Annotated in this window: 20 protein-coding genes and 1 pseudogene; 4 read left to right on the top strand and 17 right to left on the bottom strand. The window is 43.1% G+C overall.

Going from position 1 to position 16,501, the window contains the following annotated elements; genetic code table 11:
* Positions 1-11: 11 nt before the first annotated feature.
* The 4 genes and pseudogenes from HT721_RS01810 to pepA all read right to left on the bottom strand — a co-directional run bounded on the left by HT721_RS01810 (position 12) and on the right by pepA (position 3,181).
* Positions 12-776: pseudogene (locus HT721_RS01810) on the bottom strand (nuclear transport factor 2 family protein).
* A 3-nt stretch (positions 777-779) separates the two neighbouring features.
* Entirely contained in the window at positions 780-1,223 is a 444-nt protein-coding gene (locus HT721_RS01805) for a MarR family transcriptional regulator (RefSeq protein ID WP_173213151.1), read from the bottom strand.
* Between the two features lie 577 nt (positions 1,224-1,800).
* Positions 1,801-2,097 carry a hypothetical protein gene (locus HT721_RS01800; protein ID WP_000230160.1) on the bottom strand — a complete coding sequence of 99 codons (297 nt, stop codon included), beginning with the start codon at positions 2,095-2,097 and terminating at the stop codon, positions 1,801-1,803.
* A gap of 19 nt (positions 2,098-2,116) precedes the next feature.
* Positions 2,117-3,181 carry a glutamyl aminopeptidase gene (pepA, locus tag HT721_RS01795; protein WP_173213153.1) on the bottom strand — a complete coding sequence of 355 codons (1,065 nt, stop codon included), beginning with the start codon at positions 3,179-3,181 and terminating at the stop codon, positions 2,117-2,119.
* Between the two features lie 236 nt (positions 3,182-3,417).
* On the opposite strand from pepA, the gene HT721_RS01790 reads away from it, so the two are divergent.
* From HT721_RS01790 to HT721_RS01775, 4 genes are all read left to right on the top strand, one after another.
* Positions 3,418-4,377: an ABC transporter permease gene (locus HT721_RS01790; protein WP_173213155.1), complete on the top strand. Its 960-nt coding sequence runs from the start codon at positions 3,418-3,420 to the stop codon at positions 4,375-4,377.
* Positions 4,367-5,323 carry an iron chelate uptake ABC transporter family permease subunit gene (locus tag HT721_RS01785; protein WP_173213157.1) on the top strand — a complete coding sequence of 319 codons (957 nt, stop codon included), beginning with the start codon at positions 4,367-4,369 and terminating at the stop codon, positions 5,321-5,323. The genes HT721_RS01790 and HT721_RS01785 overlap by 11 nt, the downstream gene beginning before the upstream one ends.
* Entirely contained in the window at positions 5,320-6,072 is a 753-nt protein-coding gene (locus tag HT721_RS01780; protein WP_173213159.1) for an ATP-binding cassette domain-containing protein, read from the top strand. The genes HT721_RS01785 and HT721_RS01780 overlap by 4 nt, the downstream gene beginning before the upstream one ends.
* A 95-nt stretch (positions 6,073-6,167) precedes the next feature.
* Positions 6,168-7,133, top strand: a complete 966-nt coding sequence (locus HT721_RS01775; RefSeq protein ID WP_112443799.1) for a siderophore ABC transporter substrate-binding protein — start codon at positions 6,168-6,170, stop codon at positions 7,131-7,133.
* Between the two features lie 109 nt (positions 7,134-7,242).
* Here the strand turns inward: HT721_RS01775 and yidD are convergent, their stop codons facing one another.
* The 13 genes from yidD to HT721_RS01710 form a co-directional block, all read right to left on the bottom strand.
* Entirely contained in the window at positions 7,243-7,485 is a 243-nt protein-coding gene (gene yidD, locus HT721_RS01770; RefSeq protein ID WP_050230852.1) for a membrane protein insertion efficiency factor YidD, read from the bottom strand.
* Positions 7,485-8,207, bottom strand: coding sequence for a pseudouridine synthase (locus tag HT721_RS01765; RefSeq protein WP_001222228.1), 723 nt, complete (start codon positions 8,205-8,207; stop codon positions 7,485-7,487). The genes yidD and HT721_RS01765 overlap by 1 nt, the downstream gene beginning before the upstream one ends.
* A complete protein-coding gene (gene scpB / locus HT721_RS01760; RefSeq protein ID WP_164226036.1) occupies positions 8,194-8,763 on the bottom strand; it encodes an SMC-Scp complex subunit ScpB in 570 nt (189 codons plus the stop codon). Before scpB ends, HT721_RS01765 begins: the two co-directional genes overlap by 14 nt.
* 18 nt (positions 8,764-8,781) lie before the next feature.
* A complete protein-coding gene (locus HT721_RS01755) occupies positions 8,782-9,510 on the bottom strand; it encodes a segregation/condensation protein A (protein WP_164226035.1) in 729 nt (242 codons plus the stop codon).
* A complete protein-coding gene (gene xerD, locus HT721_RS01750; protein ID WP_318968716.1) occupies positions 9,510-10,244 on the bottom strand; it encodes a site-specific tyrosine recombinase XerD in 735 nt (244 codons plus the stop codon). The genes HT721_RS01755 and xerD overlap by 1 nt, the downstream gene beginning before the upstream one ends.
* Entirely contained in the window at positions 10,241-10,702 is a 462-nt protein-coding gene (cbpB, locus tag HT721_RS01745; protein ID WP_125451503.1) for a cyclic-di-AMP-binding protein CbpB, read from the bottom strand. The genes xerD and cbpB overlap by 4 nt, the downstream gene beginning before the upstream one ends.
* Entirely contained in the window at positions 10,699-11,220 is a 522-nt protein-coding gene (locus tag HT721_RS01740) for a metallophosphoesterase (RefSeq protein WP_173213161.1), read from the bottom strand. Before HT721_RS01740 ends, cbpB begins: the two co-directional genes overlap by 4 nt.
* Positions 11,196-12,167, bottom strand: coding sequence for a nucleoside-triphosphate diphosphatase (locus HT721_RS01735; RefSeq protein WP_050972308.1), 972 nt, complete (start codon positions 12,165-12,167; stop codon positions 11,196-11,198). Before HT721_RS01735 ends, HT721_RS01740 begins: the two co-directional genes overlap by 25 nt.
* Complete coding sequence (gene racE, locus HT721_RS01730; protein ID WP_173213163.1) at positions 12,164-12,958, bottom strand: glutamate racemase; 795 nt, start codon at positions 12,956-12,958, stop codon at positions 12,164-12,166. The genes HT721_RS01735 and racE overlap by 4 nt, the downstream gene beginning before the upstream one ends.
* Before the next feature lie 198 nt (positions 12,959-13,156).
* Positions 13,157-13,405, bottom strand: coding sequence for a YneF family protein (locus HT721_RS01725; RefSeq protein ID WP_000364990.1), 249 nt, complete (start codon positions 13,403-13,405; stop codon positions 13,157-13,159).
* Positions 13,406-13,701: 296 nt separating this feature from the next.
* Positions 13,702-14,505: an ATP-binding cassette domain-containing protein gene (locus HT721_RS01720; RefSeq protein WP_000157661.1), complete on the bottom strand. Its 804-nt coding sequence runs from the start codon at positions 14,503-14,505 to the stop codon at positions 13,702-13,704.
* 12 nt (positions 14,506-14,517) lie between these two features.
* Positions 14,518-15,411, bottom strand: coding sequence for an ABC transporter permease (locus HT721_RS01715; RefSeq protein ID WP_173213164.1), 894 nt, complete (start codon positions 15,409-15,411; stop codon positions 14,518-14,520).
* Positions 15,412-15,422: 11 nt separating this feature from the next.
* Complete coding sequence (locus tag HT721_RS01710) at positions 15,423-16,400, bottom strand: ABC transporter substrate-binding protein (RefSeq protein ID WP_173213165.1); 978 nt, start codon at positions 16,398-16,400, stop codon at positions 15,423-15,425.
* Between the last annotated feature and the right edge of the window lie 101 nt (positions 16,401-16,501).

Genomic DNA, 16,501 nt, shown 5'->3' with positions numbered 1-16,501 from the left:
TGTATCCTCATTTAAAACTTCCCTCGATTGGTCAAGTCTTCTACCTTAGGCATGACTTCCTTATTGTCCCAATGCTCCACAATTTTCCCGTTCTCTAAACGGAAGATATCGTACTGGGCATAAGCAAGGCCATCAATCTGAGTCTGACCATAGCTAGCCACATAGTTTCCTTATCCTAAGAGTTGGAAAACAAAGTCGAAAGTGACACCATGTTCAGCCACATAGTTTTTATACGCAGCACTTCCTTGTCCAATTTCATGATTATGCTGAATCAAATCGTCTGCCACATAATCACTCCACTGCTCTAGCTCCCCATTTTGGAAAATTTCTGTCAAGAAACGGCGAACCAGCTTTTTATTTTCTGCTTTCTTATCCAAATCCTTGATTTCAAAATCTCCAAAAATTTGATCTAGTTGGTCATTTTCAGGTGTTCGATAGTAGTCAATGACATCCCAATGCTCAACAATACGACCATTCTCATCCGCACGGAAAGTATCCGTCGTCACCCATTGAGCTTCTCCACCATTCAGATATTGATGAACATGAACAAAGACCAGATTGCCATCCTCAATGGTGCGGACAATCTTAATCTGACGCTCTGGATGACGCTCAAAGAAATCTGCAAAGAAGGCTGCAAATCCTTCTTTCCCGTCAGGAACACCTGTCGAATGTTGGATATAGGTATCCCCTACAGACTGGGCTTGAGCCTCAGCAACTCGTCCGTCTTGAATGGCATGGATGTATAGGTTGTGAGCATTTTTCACTTGTTGTGACATATTTTAATCCTCTTTTGCCTTCACTTTCAGATTTGCCAAAATTCTTTCTTGAAAGGCTTCAAATTGCCGAATTTCTTCCTCTGAAAATCCTTTGTAAAAAATCGTATCCAATTTCTGACTGACACGATGTCCCACTTCTTTCTGGGACTTGCCTAACTCCGTTAAAACTAAATACTTCTTACGCTTGTCTTTTCCACACGGACTAACAATTACAAGCTTTTGTTCCTCTAGCTTTTTTATCATAGTCGTCAGCGTATTATTCGCAAGCCCAGTCGCAAGCGCGATATCTGTCGCAGTTGCGCAGCCAGTTTCACTATTCCATAAAACCGCTAAAATCTTGCCCTGTTCACCCCTATAAAGAGCCTCAGGATCTTGACTCAGTAACTTCTGAAAAATCCGTCCATTCAACAAACGAATATGATGGGCTAGCAAATGACTATTTTTCATAACACCTCCAATTTATTTCGATATCGAAACGAATAAAATAATTGTAACACTTGTCCTTCCAACTGTCAACTATTTCGATTTAGAAATAATTTTTGATAATAATTTACATCACCATACTCCAGTTCAACTAACTTTTAACGAGAGTTTCTAAACTCCTTCGTCCTCCAGTCTACAAAAGTCTTCCATCCGTACTGTCCTATATTTTATTAGGGGATACGTTTTTCCTATCAGACCATTTATTTTAAAGATAGAAGTCAATCTTAATTGCTTCCATCTGTTCTTTTATAGTATATTGAAGTTGGACTAGGGCACTGTATCTTCTAAAACATTGATAGAAAGCGATTTGAATTTCCCAATCAATTTGTTCGTATTTAATTTTACCTTACCCTATCTTTCTCATAGCACCCTTCAAACAGCCTATCCCCTACCGTTTGACGATTCCTCACTTCTCTCCACTTCCATTACAGAAGTTTCTTCACTACTATGGTCTCGGCTAACTTCTCATGATTCCTTGTTACTACTATTTGAACGCTCACGAGATAGGTCTTACAAAAAAATACTTTGATCCACAATGGAATCAAAGCATTTTAAAAATCTCCCCATACATAAGCGCAGAAGCTGCGGTTCCTCTGTACTTGGCTTCTTCTCTCTTGATAAAACGAGCCAAATTGAGCAACTCAGGTGCCGGATATTTGGGATTCTTGAGCAATTCACGATTGACCAGTCCTGAGAGACGAACTGCCAGCAATTGCTCATTTGTAGTAGGCAGTTTTTTAGCAGTCTCTAGGAGAGCAGCAACTAAATCTTCACTCAAATCATGTCGAGCATGATTGTAAAGATCTGTTACAAGGCTTTCTAGGTTTGGTTCTACCATCCCTACCACCTCCTTAAGTTTAATAATTTTTAATCAAATCAACCGTTGAACGATCCAATTTCTTCACCAAGGCTTGCAAGAAAGCTTGAGCTTCTAAGAAGTCATCCATAGCGTAGAGGGTTTGGTGAGAATGGATATAACGAGCGCAAACACCGATTGTTGTAGATGGGACCCCACCATTTTTCAGATGGGCTGCGCCAGCGTCTGTTCCGCCTTTACCACAGTAGTATTGGTACTTGATACCAGCTTCTTCAGCAGTTGTCAAAAGGAAATCCTTCATACCTGGGAGAAGCAAGTGACCTGGATCGTAGAAACGAATCAAGGTTCCATCTCCAATCTTGCCTTGACCGCCATAAACATCACCTGCTGGTGAGCAATCAACTGCTAGGAAAACTTCTGGGTCAAACTTGGTTGTGGAAGTATGGGCACCACGAAGACCAACTTCTTCTTGGACGTTAGAACCCAGATAGAGTTCATTTCCGAGTTTTTGACCTGAAAGAGCTTCTGCCAACTCACTAACCATAAGCACTCCATAGCGATTGTCCCAAGCTTTTGAGATGATATTTTTTTCATTGGCTGTCAAGATTGCAGAACTATCTGGTACGACGGTGTCGCCAGGACGGATGCCAAAGCTTTCTGCCTCAGCCTTGTCTGCAAAACCACCATCAAAGACGATATATGCGATAGCTGGCATAGTTGGACCGCCCTTACCACGAGTCAAATGTGGAGGGACAGAACCCGAAATCACAGGAATTTCACGACCGTCACGAGTCAGAAGTTTGAAACGTTGGCTGCTGACCACCATAGGATTCCAACCGCCGATTTCTACAACACGGAAGGTACCATCTGGCTTAATCTCGCTGACCATAAAACCAACTTCATCCATGTGAGAAGCGACCAAGACGCGCGGTGCATCTGCAGCTTCTGAATGTTTAATCCCGAAAATACCACCCAAGCCATCTGTCACCACTTCATCCACGTGCGGTGTCAACTTTTCACGAAGATAAGCACGGACAGGCGCTTCATGACCTGAGATCGCAGCAAGTTCTGTTACTTCTTTGATTTTTGAAAATAATGTTGTCATTTCAGTTCCTTCTTTCTTTCATCCATTTTACCACTTTTTATAGGAGAAGGATAGCAGGAAGGTTGATAGTTTTTTACTCAGTTTTCCTATAAAAAAGAGAGACAGATGTTCTTTCAGGAATTTTTCTTTCTTTTTACATTAAATTGTCAGAAAATTTATTGACAGATTAAAGAAATCGTGTTACAGTAATATCCGCAGGTATCTTTCGGTACCAAATCAACATGAAAGGATGGGGTATGAAACTTTCTCATTATTTAATTGGCTTACTTCTACTCCTGGTCTTTCTATCTATTAGCATTGGGACCAGTGATTTTTCATGGGGAAAACTCTTTGCACTGGATCATGAAACTTGGCTTCTCTTTCAAGAGTCCCGTCTTCCAAGAACCATTAGCATTCTCCTGACTGCCTCTAGTATGAGTATGGCAGGGCTCCTCATGCAGACTATCACTCAAAATCAGTTTGCTGCTCCGAGTACAGTTGGAACCACTGAAGCCGCCAAACTGGGAATGGTATTGAGCCTCTTTGTCTTTCCGTCGGCTAGTCTGACCCAAAAGATGCTCTTTGCTTTTGTTTCATCCATCGTATTCACCCTCTTCTTCCTAGCCTTTATGACTATTTTCACCGTAAAGGAAAGGTGGATGTTGCCTCTGATTGGGATCATCTATAGTGGGATTATCGGTTCTGTGACAGAAGTTATCGCCTATCGTTTCAATCTAGTTCAGAGTATGACTGCCTGGACCCAGGGCTCCTTCTCTATGATTCAGACCCATCAGTATGAGTGGCTCTTCTTAGGCCTCATCATCCTGATAGCCGTTTGGAAATTATCCCAAACCTTCACCATCATGAATCTAGGAAAAGAAACTAGCGAAAGTTTGGGGATTTCCTACTCCCTACTTGAAAAACTGGCCCTCTTTCTGGTGGCATTAACGACTAGTGTCACCATGATTACCGTGGGGGGCTTACCATTTCTCGGAGTTATTGTTCCAAATCTTGTTCGCAAGCGCTATGGAGATAATCTAAGCCAGACCAAACTCATCGTCGCTCTGGTCGGTGCTAATCTAGTTCTGGCCTGCGATATCCTATCCCGAGTTCTAATTCGGCCCTATGAGCTGTCTGTCAGTCTTCTACTAGGAATCATTGGTAGCCTCGTCTTTATCCTACTTCTCTGGAGAGGGGGACGACAAGATGCAGTCTAAAAGCAAACATACCAAGCTCTTCTGGCTTCTCATTATTCTTGCCGTCGGAGCTTGTCTTCTCTACTTTTGGCCCATCACTCACTTGTCAGCCTTTGCTTGGAAGCTACGTTCCCAAAAAATCATCGTTTATCTCTTGGTAGCTATCGCGACAGGGGTTTCGACCATTAGTTTTCAAACCCTAACGGAAAATCGCTTCCTGACGCCAAGTATTTTGGGAATCGAATCCTTCTACGTCCTACTACAAACCCTACTACTGGTTTTTGAAAGTAAGTTTCTTCAACTTGGCAAGTCTCCTATCTTAGAATTCCTAGTTTTGCTTCTACTTCAATCCCTCTTCTTTCTTGCCTTACAAGGCTACTTAAAGACACTGATGAAACAAGACCTGGTCTTCATCCTGCTAATCTGTCTAGCCCTCGGAAGTCTCTTTCGAAATATCAGTACCTTCCTTCAGGTCCTGATGGATCCAAACGAATACGATAAACTGCAAAACAGTCTCTTTGCCTCCTTTCAACATCTCAACACTTCCATCCTAGCCATCGGCTCTCTGATTATCCTTGCTTTGACAATCTTTTTCTTTCGGAAAGCAGTCATTCTGGATGTCTTGCACCTACAAAGAGAAACGGCTCAGATATTGGGACTCGATGTTGAAAAAGAACAGAAAGAACTCCTCTGGGGCATCGTACTTTTGACCTCAACGGCCACTGCCTTGGTAGGTCCTATGGCCTTCTTCGGCTTTATGCTAGCCAATCTCACCTACCTAATCGTCAAAGACTATCGACACAAGTTGCTCTTTATCGTGGCTATTCTGGTCGGATTTATCAGTTTGACCTTGGGGCAGGCCCTGATTGAACGAGTATTTGCTCTGGAAATTCGCATCAGTATGATCATCGAGAGTGTGGGTGGCTTCTTATTCTTTATCTTACTTTATAGGAGGGCGCGTCGGTGAAACTGAAAAACATTGACAAATCCATTCAAAAACAGGATATTTTGCAAGGCATTTCGCTTGAAGTCAGTCCTCAGAAACTGACAGCCTTCATTGGTCCAAATGGTGCTGGAAAATCGACTCTCCTCTCCATCATGAGCAGACTGACCAAGAAAGATCAGGGAATTCTCAGTATCAAAGGCCGTGAAATCGAGAGTTGGAATTCGCAAGAACTGGCTCAAGAACTAACCATCCTAAAGCAGAAAATCAATTACCAAGCCAAATTGACGGTGGAAGAACTGGTCAGTTTTGGACGTTTTCCCTACAGCCGAGGTCGACTGAGACCAGAAGATTGGGAAAAAATCCGAGAAACTCTGGACTATCTGGAACTAACCAACTTAAAAGACCGCTACATCGACAGCCTGTCTGGGGGACAACTCCAGCGAGTCTTTATCGCTATGGTACTGGCCCAGGATACAGACTTTATCTTGCTGGATGAACCACTCAACAATCTCGACATCAAACAAAGCGTTAGCATGATGCAGATTCTTCGGAGACTGGTGGAAGAACTCGGAAAGACCATTATCATCGTCCTCCACGATATTAACATGGCCAGCCAGTATGCGGATGAAATTGTCGCCTTCAAGGACGGCCGAGTCTTTCGCAAGGGAACAACAGATCAAATCATGCAAGCTGATCTGCTCAGTCAACTATATGAAATTCCTATCACGCTAGCTGATATCAATGGCAAAAAGATTTGTATCTATAGCTAGTAACATAGAAGCTCAAGTTAGAGAACTTTCAGTCTCTTAGTCAATAAAACCTAGAGACTCCCTAAATCGTTATCACATTTTAAAAAGGAGAAATTATGAAAACATCCCTTAAACTTTATCTCACTGCCCTAGCGGCCAGCTTCTTGCTCCTACTTGGTGCATGTAGTACAAACTCAAGCACTAGTAAGACGGAGTCAAGTAGCTCTGCTCCAACAGAGGTAACCATTAAAAGTTCACTAGGTATAGTCACACTTTCAAAAGTCCCTGAAAAGATTGTGACCTTTGACCTCGGTGCTGCGGATACTATTCGCGCTTTAGGTTTTGAAAAGAATATCGTCGGAATGCCTACAAAAACTGTTCCGACTTATCTAAAAGACCTAGCTGGAAAAGTTAAAAATGTTGGTTCTATGGTTGAGCCAGACCTAGAAGCCCTTGCTGCTCTTGAACCAGACCTAATTATCGCTTCACCACGTACCCAAAAATTCGTAGATAAGTTCAACGAAATCGCTCCGACTGTTCTCTTCCAAGCAGGCAAAGATGACTACTGGACTTCTACCAAGACTAATATCGAATCCCTAGCAAGCGCCTTTGGTGAAACTGGTACACAGAAAGCCAAGGAAGAATTGGACAAGCTAGACAAGAGCATCCAAGAAGTCGCAACTAAAAACGAAAGTTCTGACAAAAAAGCCCTTGCTATCCTCCTCAATGAAGGAAAAATGGCTGCCTTTGGTGCCCAATCTCGTTTCTCTTTCTTGTATCAAACCTTGAAATTCAAGCCAACTGACACTAAATTCGAAGACTCACGCCACGGACAAGAAGTCAGCTTTGAAAGTGTCAAAGAAATCAACCCTGACATCCTCTTTGTCATCAACCGTACCCTTGCCATCGGTGGTGACAACTCAAGCAACGATGGCGTCCTAGAAAATGCCCTCATCGCTGAAACACCTGCCGCTAAAAATGGAAAGATCATCCAACTAACACCAGATCTCTGGTATCTAAGCGGAGGCGGACTTGAATCAACAAAACTCATGATTGAAGATGCACAAAAAGCCTTGAAATAAGCTGCTTTAAACTCAATCACATCTTTACATGATAAAACGCATCCTATCAAGCTCACTCAAACCTGATAGGATGCGTTTTTATCATTTTATTAAAACCTTTTGCCCAACCTCATTCCCCTTCTTGATTCCGTTTAAGGGAAAAATGGTCTGGGACGGGGTCCTTACCTGTTTTCGACCATGGATGGCAACGTAAAATTCGAGCCAAACCCATCAAAACACCCTTGAAGCCATGTTTTTCAATAGCCTGAATCATGTAGTTGGAACAAGTCGGCTCAAAGCGACAAGAGGGTGGAAAGGCTGGTGAGATAAACCGTTGGTAAAAGCGCACAGGCGCTATTAAGATTCGTTTCATTATTTCTTGGTTACAGCCATGGTGTGTAGTTGGCTGATTTCTTTTTTATTAAGACGACGAGATTCTCCTGGACGGAGTCCTGTCAAGTCTAGGTGTCCAAAACGAGTCCGTGACAACTTGTCCACTTGAAGACCAACAGCTTCAAACATCTTTTTAACCTGATGGTTACGTCCTTCATGAATGGTCAACTGTACCACAGAGCGATTTTTAACTGGGTCCACTTTGAGAATTTCATAAACAGCTGGCTTGGTTTTCTTGCCATCAATCTCCAGTCCACGGGTCAAGGGGCGGAGATTATCCTTATTGGCCACACCTTTAACACGCGCGACATAAACCTTGTCAATCTCATTACGAGGGTGAATCATCTCATCCGTAAAATCCCCATCATTGGTCAAAATCAAGACACCTGATGTATCCCAGTCCAAACGACCTACAGGATAGATGCGCTCTTTCACGTTGGGCAAGAGGTCGACAACCGTCTTGCGACCCTTGTCATCTGTCACACTGGAAATGACACCGCGTGGTTTGTTAAGCAGATAATAGACCTTTTCTTCGTTGTAGATAGGCTGGCCTTCAACTTCGACCTTGTCGCCTGACTTGATGGTCGTTGCTAGTTCACGTACCACCTGGCCGTTAACCGTCACCAAGCCTTGCTTGATCAGCTCTTCTGCTTTTCTCCTACTGGCCACACCTGCGTGGGCAATATACTTATTGATTCTCATCTTCTTCTATCCTTTCACCAAATAATTGGCTTTCTTGGGCTTGAATCTCAAGCTCATCAATCACTGGTAATTCTTCTAAATGATTTATCCCCATGTAATCTAGGAAATAATCTGTAGTCACATAGAGGTTGGGGCGACCCAACACTTCTTTTTTCCCGTCTTCTCGTATCAAGTCAAAGGCCTGCAACTTTGCCAAGGCCCCACTCGAGTTGACCCCACGGATGGCATCAATCTCTATCCGTGTGATGGGTTGCTTGTAGGCAATGATGGACAAGGTCTCAAGGGCAGCTCGAGATAAACTCTGGTTGATAGGTGCCTTAGAGTATTCCTTCAAAACCGCTGCAAATTGAGGCTTGGTCACCAATCTATAAGCGCCCCCTGTCTCAATCAGAGCCAAACTGGAATCTGGGTCCTTTTCATACTTCTGGACTAATTTTTCTAAACTCTGTTGGATGCCTGTCGGTGGCAGAGAGAGGAGTTCAGCTAACTGGCGGACTCTAATCCCATCTTCACCCGCTACAAACAAGAGCGCTTCTATTTTTGCTAAAGTACTCATCTTTCCTCTCTATCAAGTCTAGTTTTGGACCACTTGACTTTCTTCCTTCTTTTCCATGAGATAAATATCTCCAAAACTTTCCTCTTGCACAAGGATCAGCTCCTGGGTTTTGATTAACTCTAGGGTTGCCAAAAAGAGGGTAATAACCTCTTGGACATTCTGGGCTTCCTTAAACAAATCCTGCAAGCGCAATTGATCTCGTCCAGTCAAGGACTCTTTCACGATAACCATCATGTCCTCAATCTTATACTCATCCCGCAAGATAGTCGTGTGATTCTGTGCAAACTCCTCTTTTTTCTTGGCTAGGATATTTGAAAAAGCCAAAAAGAGGTCAATGGTCGTCTTGTCATGCACAAGCTCCGCATCTTCGTAAATCAACTCTGTCGGCGCTTTGGAATAGTACTGGGCCCGTTCTTGGTGCTTGGCTTCCAAGTGCTCACCCAAGAGCTTAAACTTACGGTATTCTTCGATTTGAGAGAGAAGATCCTGCTCCAGGTCATCCTCCAAATCTGTCACTTCCGCTACCTTTGGAAGAAGCTTGCGGCTCTTGATCAACATGAGCTGACTGGCCATGACCATGTACTCGCCCGTCACTTCCAGACGCATGGCCTGCAGGGTTGAGACATAGGCTAGATACTGCTCGATGACTTCCGTGATGGGCACATCGTAGATATCCATCTGGTACTTAGAAACCAGGTGCAAAAGCAAGTCCAGGGGCCCTTCAAAATCTTTTAATTTAATATCCATTATCTATATTTTTCTAAGGTCAGGACTGTTTTTAATCCTAATTTTTTTGCAATTTCGTACAAATCGACCTTGTTTTCTATTTGTCTTAGAATAAACTGTTCTCGCAAGGCTTGGGCTGATAAGGCTGGAAAACCTCTCTCCTTGACAAAAGCTTCTAACTGACGAAAGGCCCACTGACGAGAATAGGCTTTCCCTCCCCTTTCAAACAGATAGGTCTGGCCCATCAAGGGTTCTAGCTCTGAAAGCAAGGTCGTGGGAATGGTGACAATCCTCTGTTGGGAAGCCTTCTGGATTCGCAACACCTGAAAATCCAGATTGATATCCGCAACCTTTAGAGCTAAAATCTCACTCGGCAAGAGTCCCATTTCTAGGATTAAGAGTGCTAGCAAGCGACCCTCTGGATAGTCGCTTTCTTGCCAAAAAGAGTCTAGGTCTAACAGTTCTGGCTTTGCGGTCTTCTTTTCAGCTTGTTTAGCTAATTCTAAGCGGTAAAAGCTATCCACTTCTCCTTTTTGATAGAGAAAGTAGAGAAATTGATTACAAGCCGAAATTTTCCGCTTCTGGGCGCTGATTTTCAGACTGGCTAGCTGGACTTGGTAAATCTTGAGACTGGTCTCCGAAATCCGCTCACCCACAATGTCTAAAAATTGCTCCAAATCATACTTATAGGACTGCTTGGAATTGGCAGACAAGCCCTGCTTTTCCTCTAAAAAGGCTGAAATCCTATCTCTCATTTGCATCGAATCTCGTATTCCTTACTAAAGTCATGCAAGAGAGCATTGACTGCCTTGAGGATAGACTTGCGCGTAATAATCCCTTGGAAAATACCTTCTGCGTCCACAACCGGCAAGAAGGACTCATCTACCAGCTTGTGCAAGACCTCCGTAATGGTAAAATCAGGCGAAACAACCGCTACGTCCGTTTTAGTCATATGAACAATATCCGTATCTGCCATGATTTCTTGACTCAAGTCATGCTCCATCTGATAAGCCATAATATCTCTGAGCCCAATCGTCCCAACAAACTGTTTTTCATCTGTCACAACAGGAACACGGGTATAGGTCATCTGACTGAGCAAGAGTGTCGCGTGATCTGCATTGTGAGTATCAATCAACACAGCTAGATTTTCAGCAGGAGTTAAAAAAGTTTCCTCCTGCCCCAACAAGAAAGTCTCAAACTCCTTGGCAATCATCGGCTAAACTCCTTGGACAAGCCCGGATACACCTCATGGTCTCGTGTCAAAAAGTCCACTTTGAAATAACTATCATCAATCTCCACACGAGCATAAAGACATTCTCTGATGGTCCCACGTGGTTGACTGATGGAACCTGGATTTAGAAAGAGGGTCTTGCCTTCCATCCAAGCGCTTGGCACATGCAAGTGACCATAAAGGCAGATATCGGCCTCTTCTTCCTGAGCCCAGTAGTCCAGCTTTTGAAAGTTGAAATTGATGTCAAACAAGTGACCATGGGTTTGGATAATCTTGATCGAACCAAGCTCAGTCACCAAACGTTCTGGGTAGCCGGCGTAGAAGTCCATGTTCCCTTTAACAACACGGATGCCCTCCCAAAGTGGAGAATCAGGACGCAGTTCAGAATCGCCATTATGAAAAACGGCATCGACTTTGCCCACATAGCGATCACGGATTTCTTCCACAATCAAGCTATCGCCATGAGAATCGCTCATTACAATGATGGTTTGCTTTGCCATGATGGAAATACCTCCAAAAGTTTCTTAACGGCTAAGGCACGGTGAGATTGACTATTTTTTTCTTCGAGGGTTAATTCAGCTGATGACTTGCCTGTCTCTCCTACAAGGAAGAGAGGATCATAGCCGAAGCCATTTTCACCCTTAGGTTCAAAGTTAATGTAGCCAGGCCAGTCTGCTTCAACAACCAAACTTTCCTTGTTTGGACTGGCTACGACTAGGGTTGTATGGAATTGAGCCGAGCGGTCCTTGAGTTCAAAGACCATGGCCAATTCGTGCAAGAGTTTGGCATTGTTTTCACGGTCAGTAGCTCCCACTCCTGCGAAACGAGCTGACCAGACACCTGGCAAGCCACCAAGGACATCGACTTTGAGACCTGAGTCATCTGCCAAAACCATCTTGCCCGTTAATTGAGAAATAGTTTCTGCCTTGAGACGGGCATTTTCTTCAAAGGTCATGCCTGTTTCAGCTACTTCAGGTAAGTCAGGATAGTCATTAAGATTTTCCACATCGTAGCCTAGCTTGTCAAAGATAGCTCGGAATTCCTTGGTCTTGCCCTCGTTTCGAGTCGCAATCAATAAGGTTTCTCTGACCTTGTTTGTCTCAAAGAAAGCTTCTACATCAACACCTTCTTTAGGCAATTCTACATGCAGGAGTTGCCCATTTTCAACTAAGAGAAAAGCCCCCTGACGTTGGATGACTTCCACATTTCGTCCCATTTCTTGGTTGAGGATATCTACCACAAAAGACAATAAACGGTAGAGAGAACCATAGCGTAAAACAGTAACAGAAACAGGAAAACCTCGATCCTCATCTCGAAATCTTTGGGCAAACTCCAATAGAGGAAAATCCAAGTCATCATCCGTCAACGTCCGGACGCCACCAAAAATACCATAGGACCCGACATACCAGTCCTGTTCATCCTTATATTCATAAATTTTATTTGTCATAATTCTACATGCTCCACATGAATCTCTTTTTCCAGCCATTCTTCACCAATTTGTGCAAAACTTTGGCTGCTGGCTGTTGTGTAAAAACGGTGATGGAGTGATCCGGCATCACGACCACGATTGATTTCAAAATAATTGAGTAGGACTGAGATGTCCCGTACACACTCTGCCCCACTATCGATGAGCTGAACCTTGGGCCCCATGACATTTTGAATAATAGGTCTGAGCAGTGGATAATGGGTACAACCCAAAATCAGGCTATCCACCTTGCCAACCAAGGGACGCAGGGTTTCATAGACCACTTTCTTGGTGACACTGGTTGACAGGGCACCAGACTCCACCAAGGGAGCAAACTTGGGACAGGCCAAGCTCTCCACCTGTAAGTCCGGATCCAGATCATGGATTTTCTGGCGATAAATGTCAGATTGGACCGTCATGGGTGTTCCAATCACTCCGATTTTCCCACCTTGGCTGGACTTGATGGCTGCTGAAGCTCCTGGCAAAATCACACCCAAGACAGGAATATCTAGTTGAGCCTTGATTTCTTCCCAGACGACCGCAGTCGCAGTGTTACAAGCAATGACAATCATCTTGACATCCTTGGTCAAAAGAAAGTTGACCAACTGCCAAGTATATTCACGAATTTGCTCAGCAGGACGGGGACCATAGGGCGCCCGTGCCGAATCTCCAATATAGACGATTTCTTCATGGGGAAGCTGGCGCATGAGCTCGCGCACAACGGTCAAGCCCCCGACACCCGAATCCAAAAAACCAATTGGTCGATTATCCATACAGTCTTCTTTCTAGTCTTTTTTCTGATTGATAGTTCATTATGATTATTTATCCTTATGAACTGAATGACAGTCTAATCAATAACTATCTCTCTTAATCATAATCAAATATCAATAGAATGCAAGGAAAAAGTCTCATCCCTAAACATAACCAACATAGTGAGAAGTCTGGAACTTTCATCCCAGACTTTTCCTTATTTATTTTTTCTTTTTATTGTTGGCAAGGGCTGCTTTTTGTTGGCGAATGATTTGGTGGTAAACTTGTTGCACCTTGGCTTCGCTTGGTTTTTGACCATTTGCACTCAAAAGAGTACGAACTGCTTCAGCATTCAAACGTGGGTTGTCAGCGAATTCTTTTTCAATTTGCTTACGAACCAAGTACATTCCTCCAAGAGCTCCTCCTAGAAAAGCTAGCACAATCAATACAATTGCTAATAGTAAATCCATTATATTTCTCCTGTTTCTTTTTGAGTCTCTTTCATTATACCACAAACTAGCCACCCTGACTAGTTTGTTTTACGCTTTCAGGGAGGGAATAGACGGCAAAAAGAACCCTGCTTTTCTGCGAAAGAGGGTTCCTTACTGAGTTTATACTCAATGAAAATCAAAGAGCAAACTAGGAAGCTAGCCACAGGCTGCTCAAAACACTGTTTTGAGGTTGCAGATAGAGCTGACACGGTTTGAAGAGATTTTGCAAAACGCAAGAAATAAAAGACTGAGACACTAGATCTCAGCCTTTTTCTTTATCCCAAAACCAATTCATCACTGACCAAACTTTGGCCACTATTTTTCTGGAAGAGATGCATGAGGTCTTCAACTGTCAGATGCTTTTTCTCTTCTCCTTTTACATCCACCACTATCTTGCCTTGATAGAGCATAATGAGACGATTTCCGTACTCAATCGCATGGTTCATATCGTGGGTAATCATCAAAGTCGTCAACTGATGATGTTCCACAATTTTTTGTGTCAAATCCATCACCATTTGACTCGTTTTCGGGTCAAGTGCCGCAGTATGTTCATCCAAAAGCAAGAGTTTAGGTTTCACTAGAGCTGCCATGACTAGAGTCAAGGCCTGTCTTTGTCCTCCTGAGAGATATTGAGTATCCACTTTCAAGCGGTTTTCAAGACCAATATTCAACTCCTTCAAGGCCTCTTGGAACTGGATTCTATCCTTCTCCTTCACGCCCCAACCAAGCCCTCTCTTCTGCCCGCGTCTCAAGGCAATAGCCATATTTTCCTCAATCGTCAAACGAGAAGCTGTCCCCATCTTAGGGTCTTGAAAAACACGGGCAATATCCTTGGCTCTCTTTCTTACACTCAGATTTTTAATGGATTTACCTGCCAATAAAAGGTCCCCTTCGTCCACCGATAGATTGCCTGCCAAGATATTCATCAAAGTGGATTTACCTGCTCCATTTCCACCAATCACAGAGATAAAATCTCCCTCTTCAACCTCTAAATCTAATCCTTTGAGGACATGGTTCTCATTGACCGTCCCTGCTTCAAATGTTTTGTGAATATTTTCAAGTGTTAACAAACTTGCCATAACTTTCTCCTCCTATTCATTTCTCAATTTCAGACCACGAATCTTTAATCTCTTTTGCAATTCTGGTGCAAATAAAACTAAAGCGAGCAAGATTGCATTAAAGAGACGAACCAGGTTTTGATCTAGATTTGGAATTTCATAGATATTTAAAATAATCAAACGGTAAACAATAGCACCGATTCCGATGGATAACAAGCGACCTCCAATGGTCAAGTCGTGAATCAAGACTTCCGCAATAATGACTGCACTCAAACCAACAACAATGGTTCCTGTCCCAGAAGTCACATCTGAAAATCCATCATTTTGGGCAAACAAGGAACCACATAGGGCAATCAAGCCGTTTGAAATCATGTAACCAACAATCTTCATGGTGTCTACATTGACCCCATTTGCCTCACTCATCGGGATATTGTCACCAGTCGAACGCAAAACCAAGCCAATCTCTGTTTTCATCAAAAGAGTCAAGACCAAACAAACAAGTAAGAGACAGGCCAAACTGAATGAGAAAACAGCTTCTTCAGTTGTCAGCCCTAAGCTCGCCAATTGTTTAAAGACAGTTGAAGAATCTCCCAAGGAAAGATTGGGCACACTTCCCATGATTTTAATATTGATGGAATAAAGCCCTGTCAAGGTCACAATCCCTGTCAAGAGAGCTGGAATTTTCATCTTGGTATGGAGCATTCCTGATACTAGACCTGCTACCATACCTGCAAACAAAGCAAGTAAAGTCGCAATCCAAGGATTTGTCCCTGCCTGTATCTGCGATACAACAACAGCTGCACCCAGAGGAAAGGCTCCTTCAGCAGTCATATCCGCAATATCCAAAATACGAAAAGTCAAGTAAACCCCAATGGCCATAATCGACCACAACAAACCTTCTGATAAACTAGATAATACAAAACTCATCTTAAACCTCCCTATTCCTTGCTTTCTAACTTACTAATATCAATTCCTAGTGCATCTGCCATTTCTTGGTTGGTATGCAATTCCAGCTTTTCAGGCAACTCAACTGCTATATTTTCTGGCTTCTCACCTTTTAAGACACGAACCAGCATTCTTGCTGTCTGACGTCCCAATTCTTCATAATTGGTTCCGTAGTTATACAAGCCACCAACCGCAATCATTTCTGTTGAACCACCAAATACTGGAACCTTGTGTTTAATAGAAACCTGCTTAACTGTTTCCATGGTTGACGAAATGGTATTATCCGTTGGGACAAAAACCATATCCACCTCTGCCATCAAGCTTTCTGCAGCAGCCTTGACGTTGTTACTGTCCAAGATTGTTTTTTCAACAACGCTAAAGCCTTTTTCTTCCAGAAGGCGCTTAGCTTCATCCTTTTGGACAACCGAATTTGGCTCGCTCTGAGTATAAAGAATTCCAATTGTTTTAGCTTTTGGCAACACTTTCTTTATCAAATTGATTTGGGTTGAAATGGCATCTGATGACTGATCGCTTGTCCCAGTTACATTGCCCCCAGGATGTTCTCTTGACTCAACCAACTTGGCACTGACAGGATCTGTTACCGCTGAAAAGATAACCGGTGTCGTTTGTGTTGTATTAGCCAAGCTCTGAGCAGAAGGCGTTGCGATAGCTAGAACGACATCACTAGATTCTGCTAGTTGCTGGGAAATCGTTTTTAGATTTCTTTGTTCTCCCTGTGCATTTTGCAAATCAATCTCGATATTTTTCCCTTCAATATAACCTTGCTTGCCCAGCTCATCCACAAAACCTTCTCTAGTAGCGTCTAGAGACTGGTGGGTAATAAATTGTGAAATACCGATACGAAATACATCTTTTTTCTTATCTGCCTTCAACTGATGCAAACTGATCAGAGAGGTTAAGAGGATCCCCACTACCAAGAGGGGTGCTAGCAATTTTCGAACAACTTTCATAATGAAACTCCTTCTCAGAAAAGATAATACTCAATGAAAATCAAAGAGCAAACTAGGAAACTAGCCGCAGGCTGTACTTGAGTACGGCAAGGCGACGTTGA

Origin of the sequence: Streptococcus sp. 4094, from assembly GCF_013277125.1 — a bacterium.
In the GTDB taxonomy this organism is placed as follows: domain Bacteria; phylum Bacillota; class Bacilli; order Lactobacillales; family Streptococcaceae; genus Streptococcus.
The sequence above is the reverse complement of the archived record's forward strand: the minus strand, read 5'-3'. Positions and strand labels throughout refer to the sequence as shown.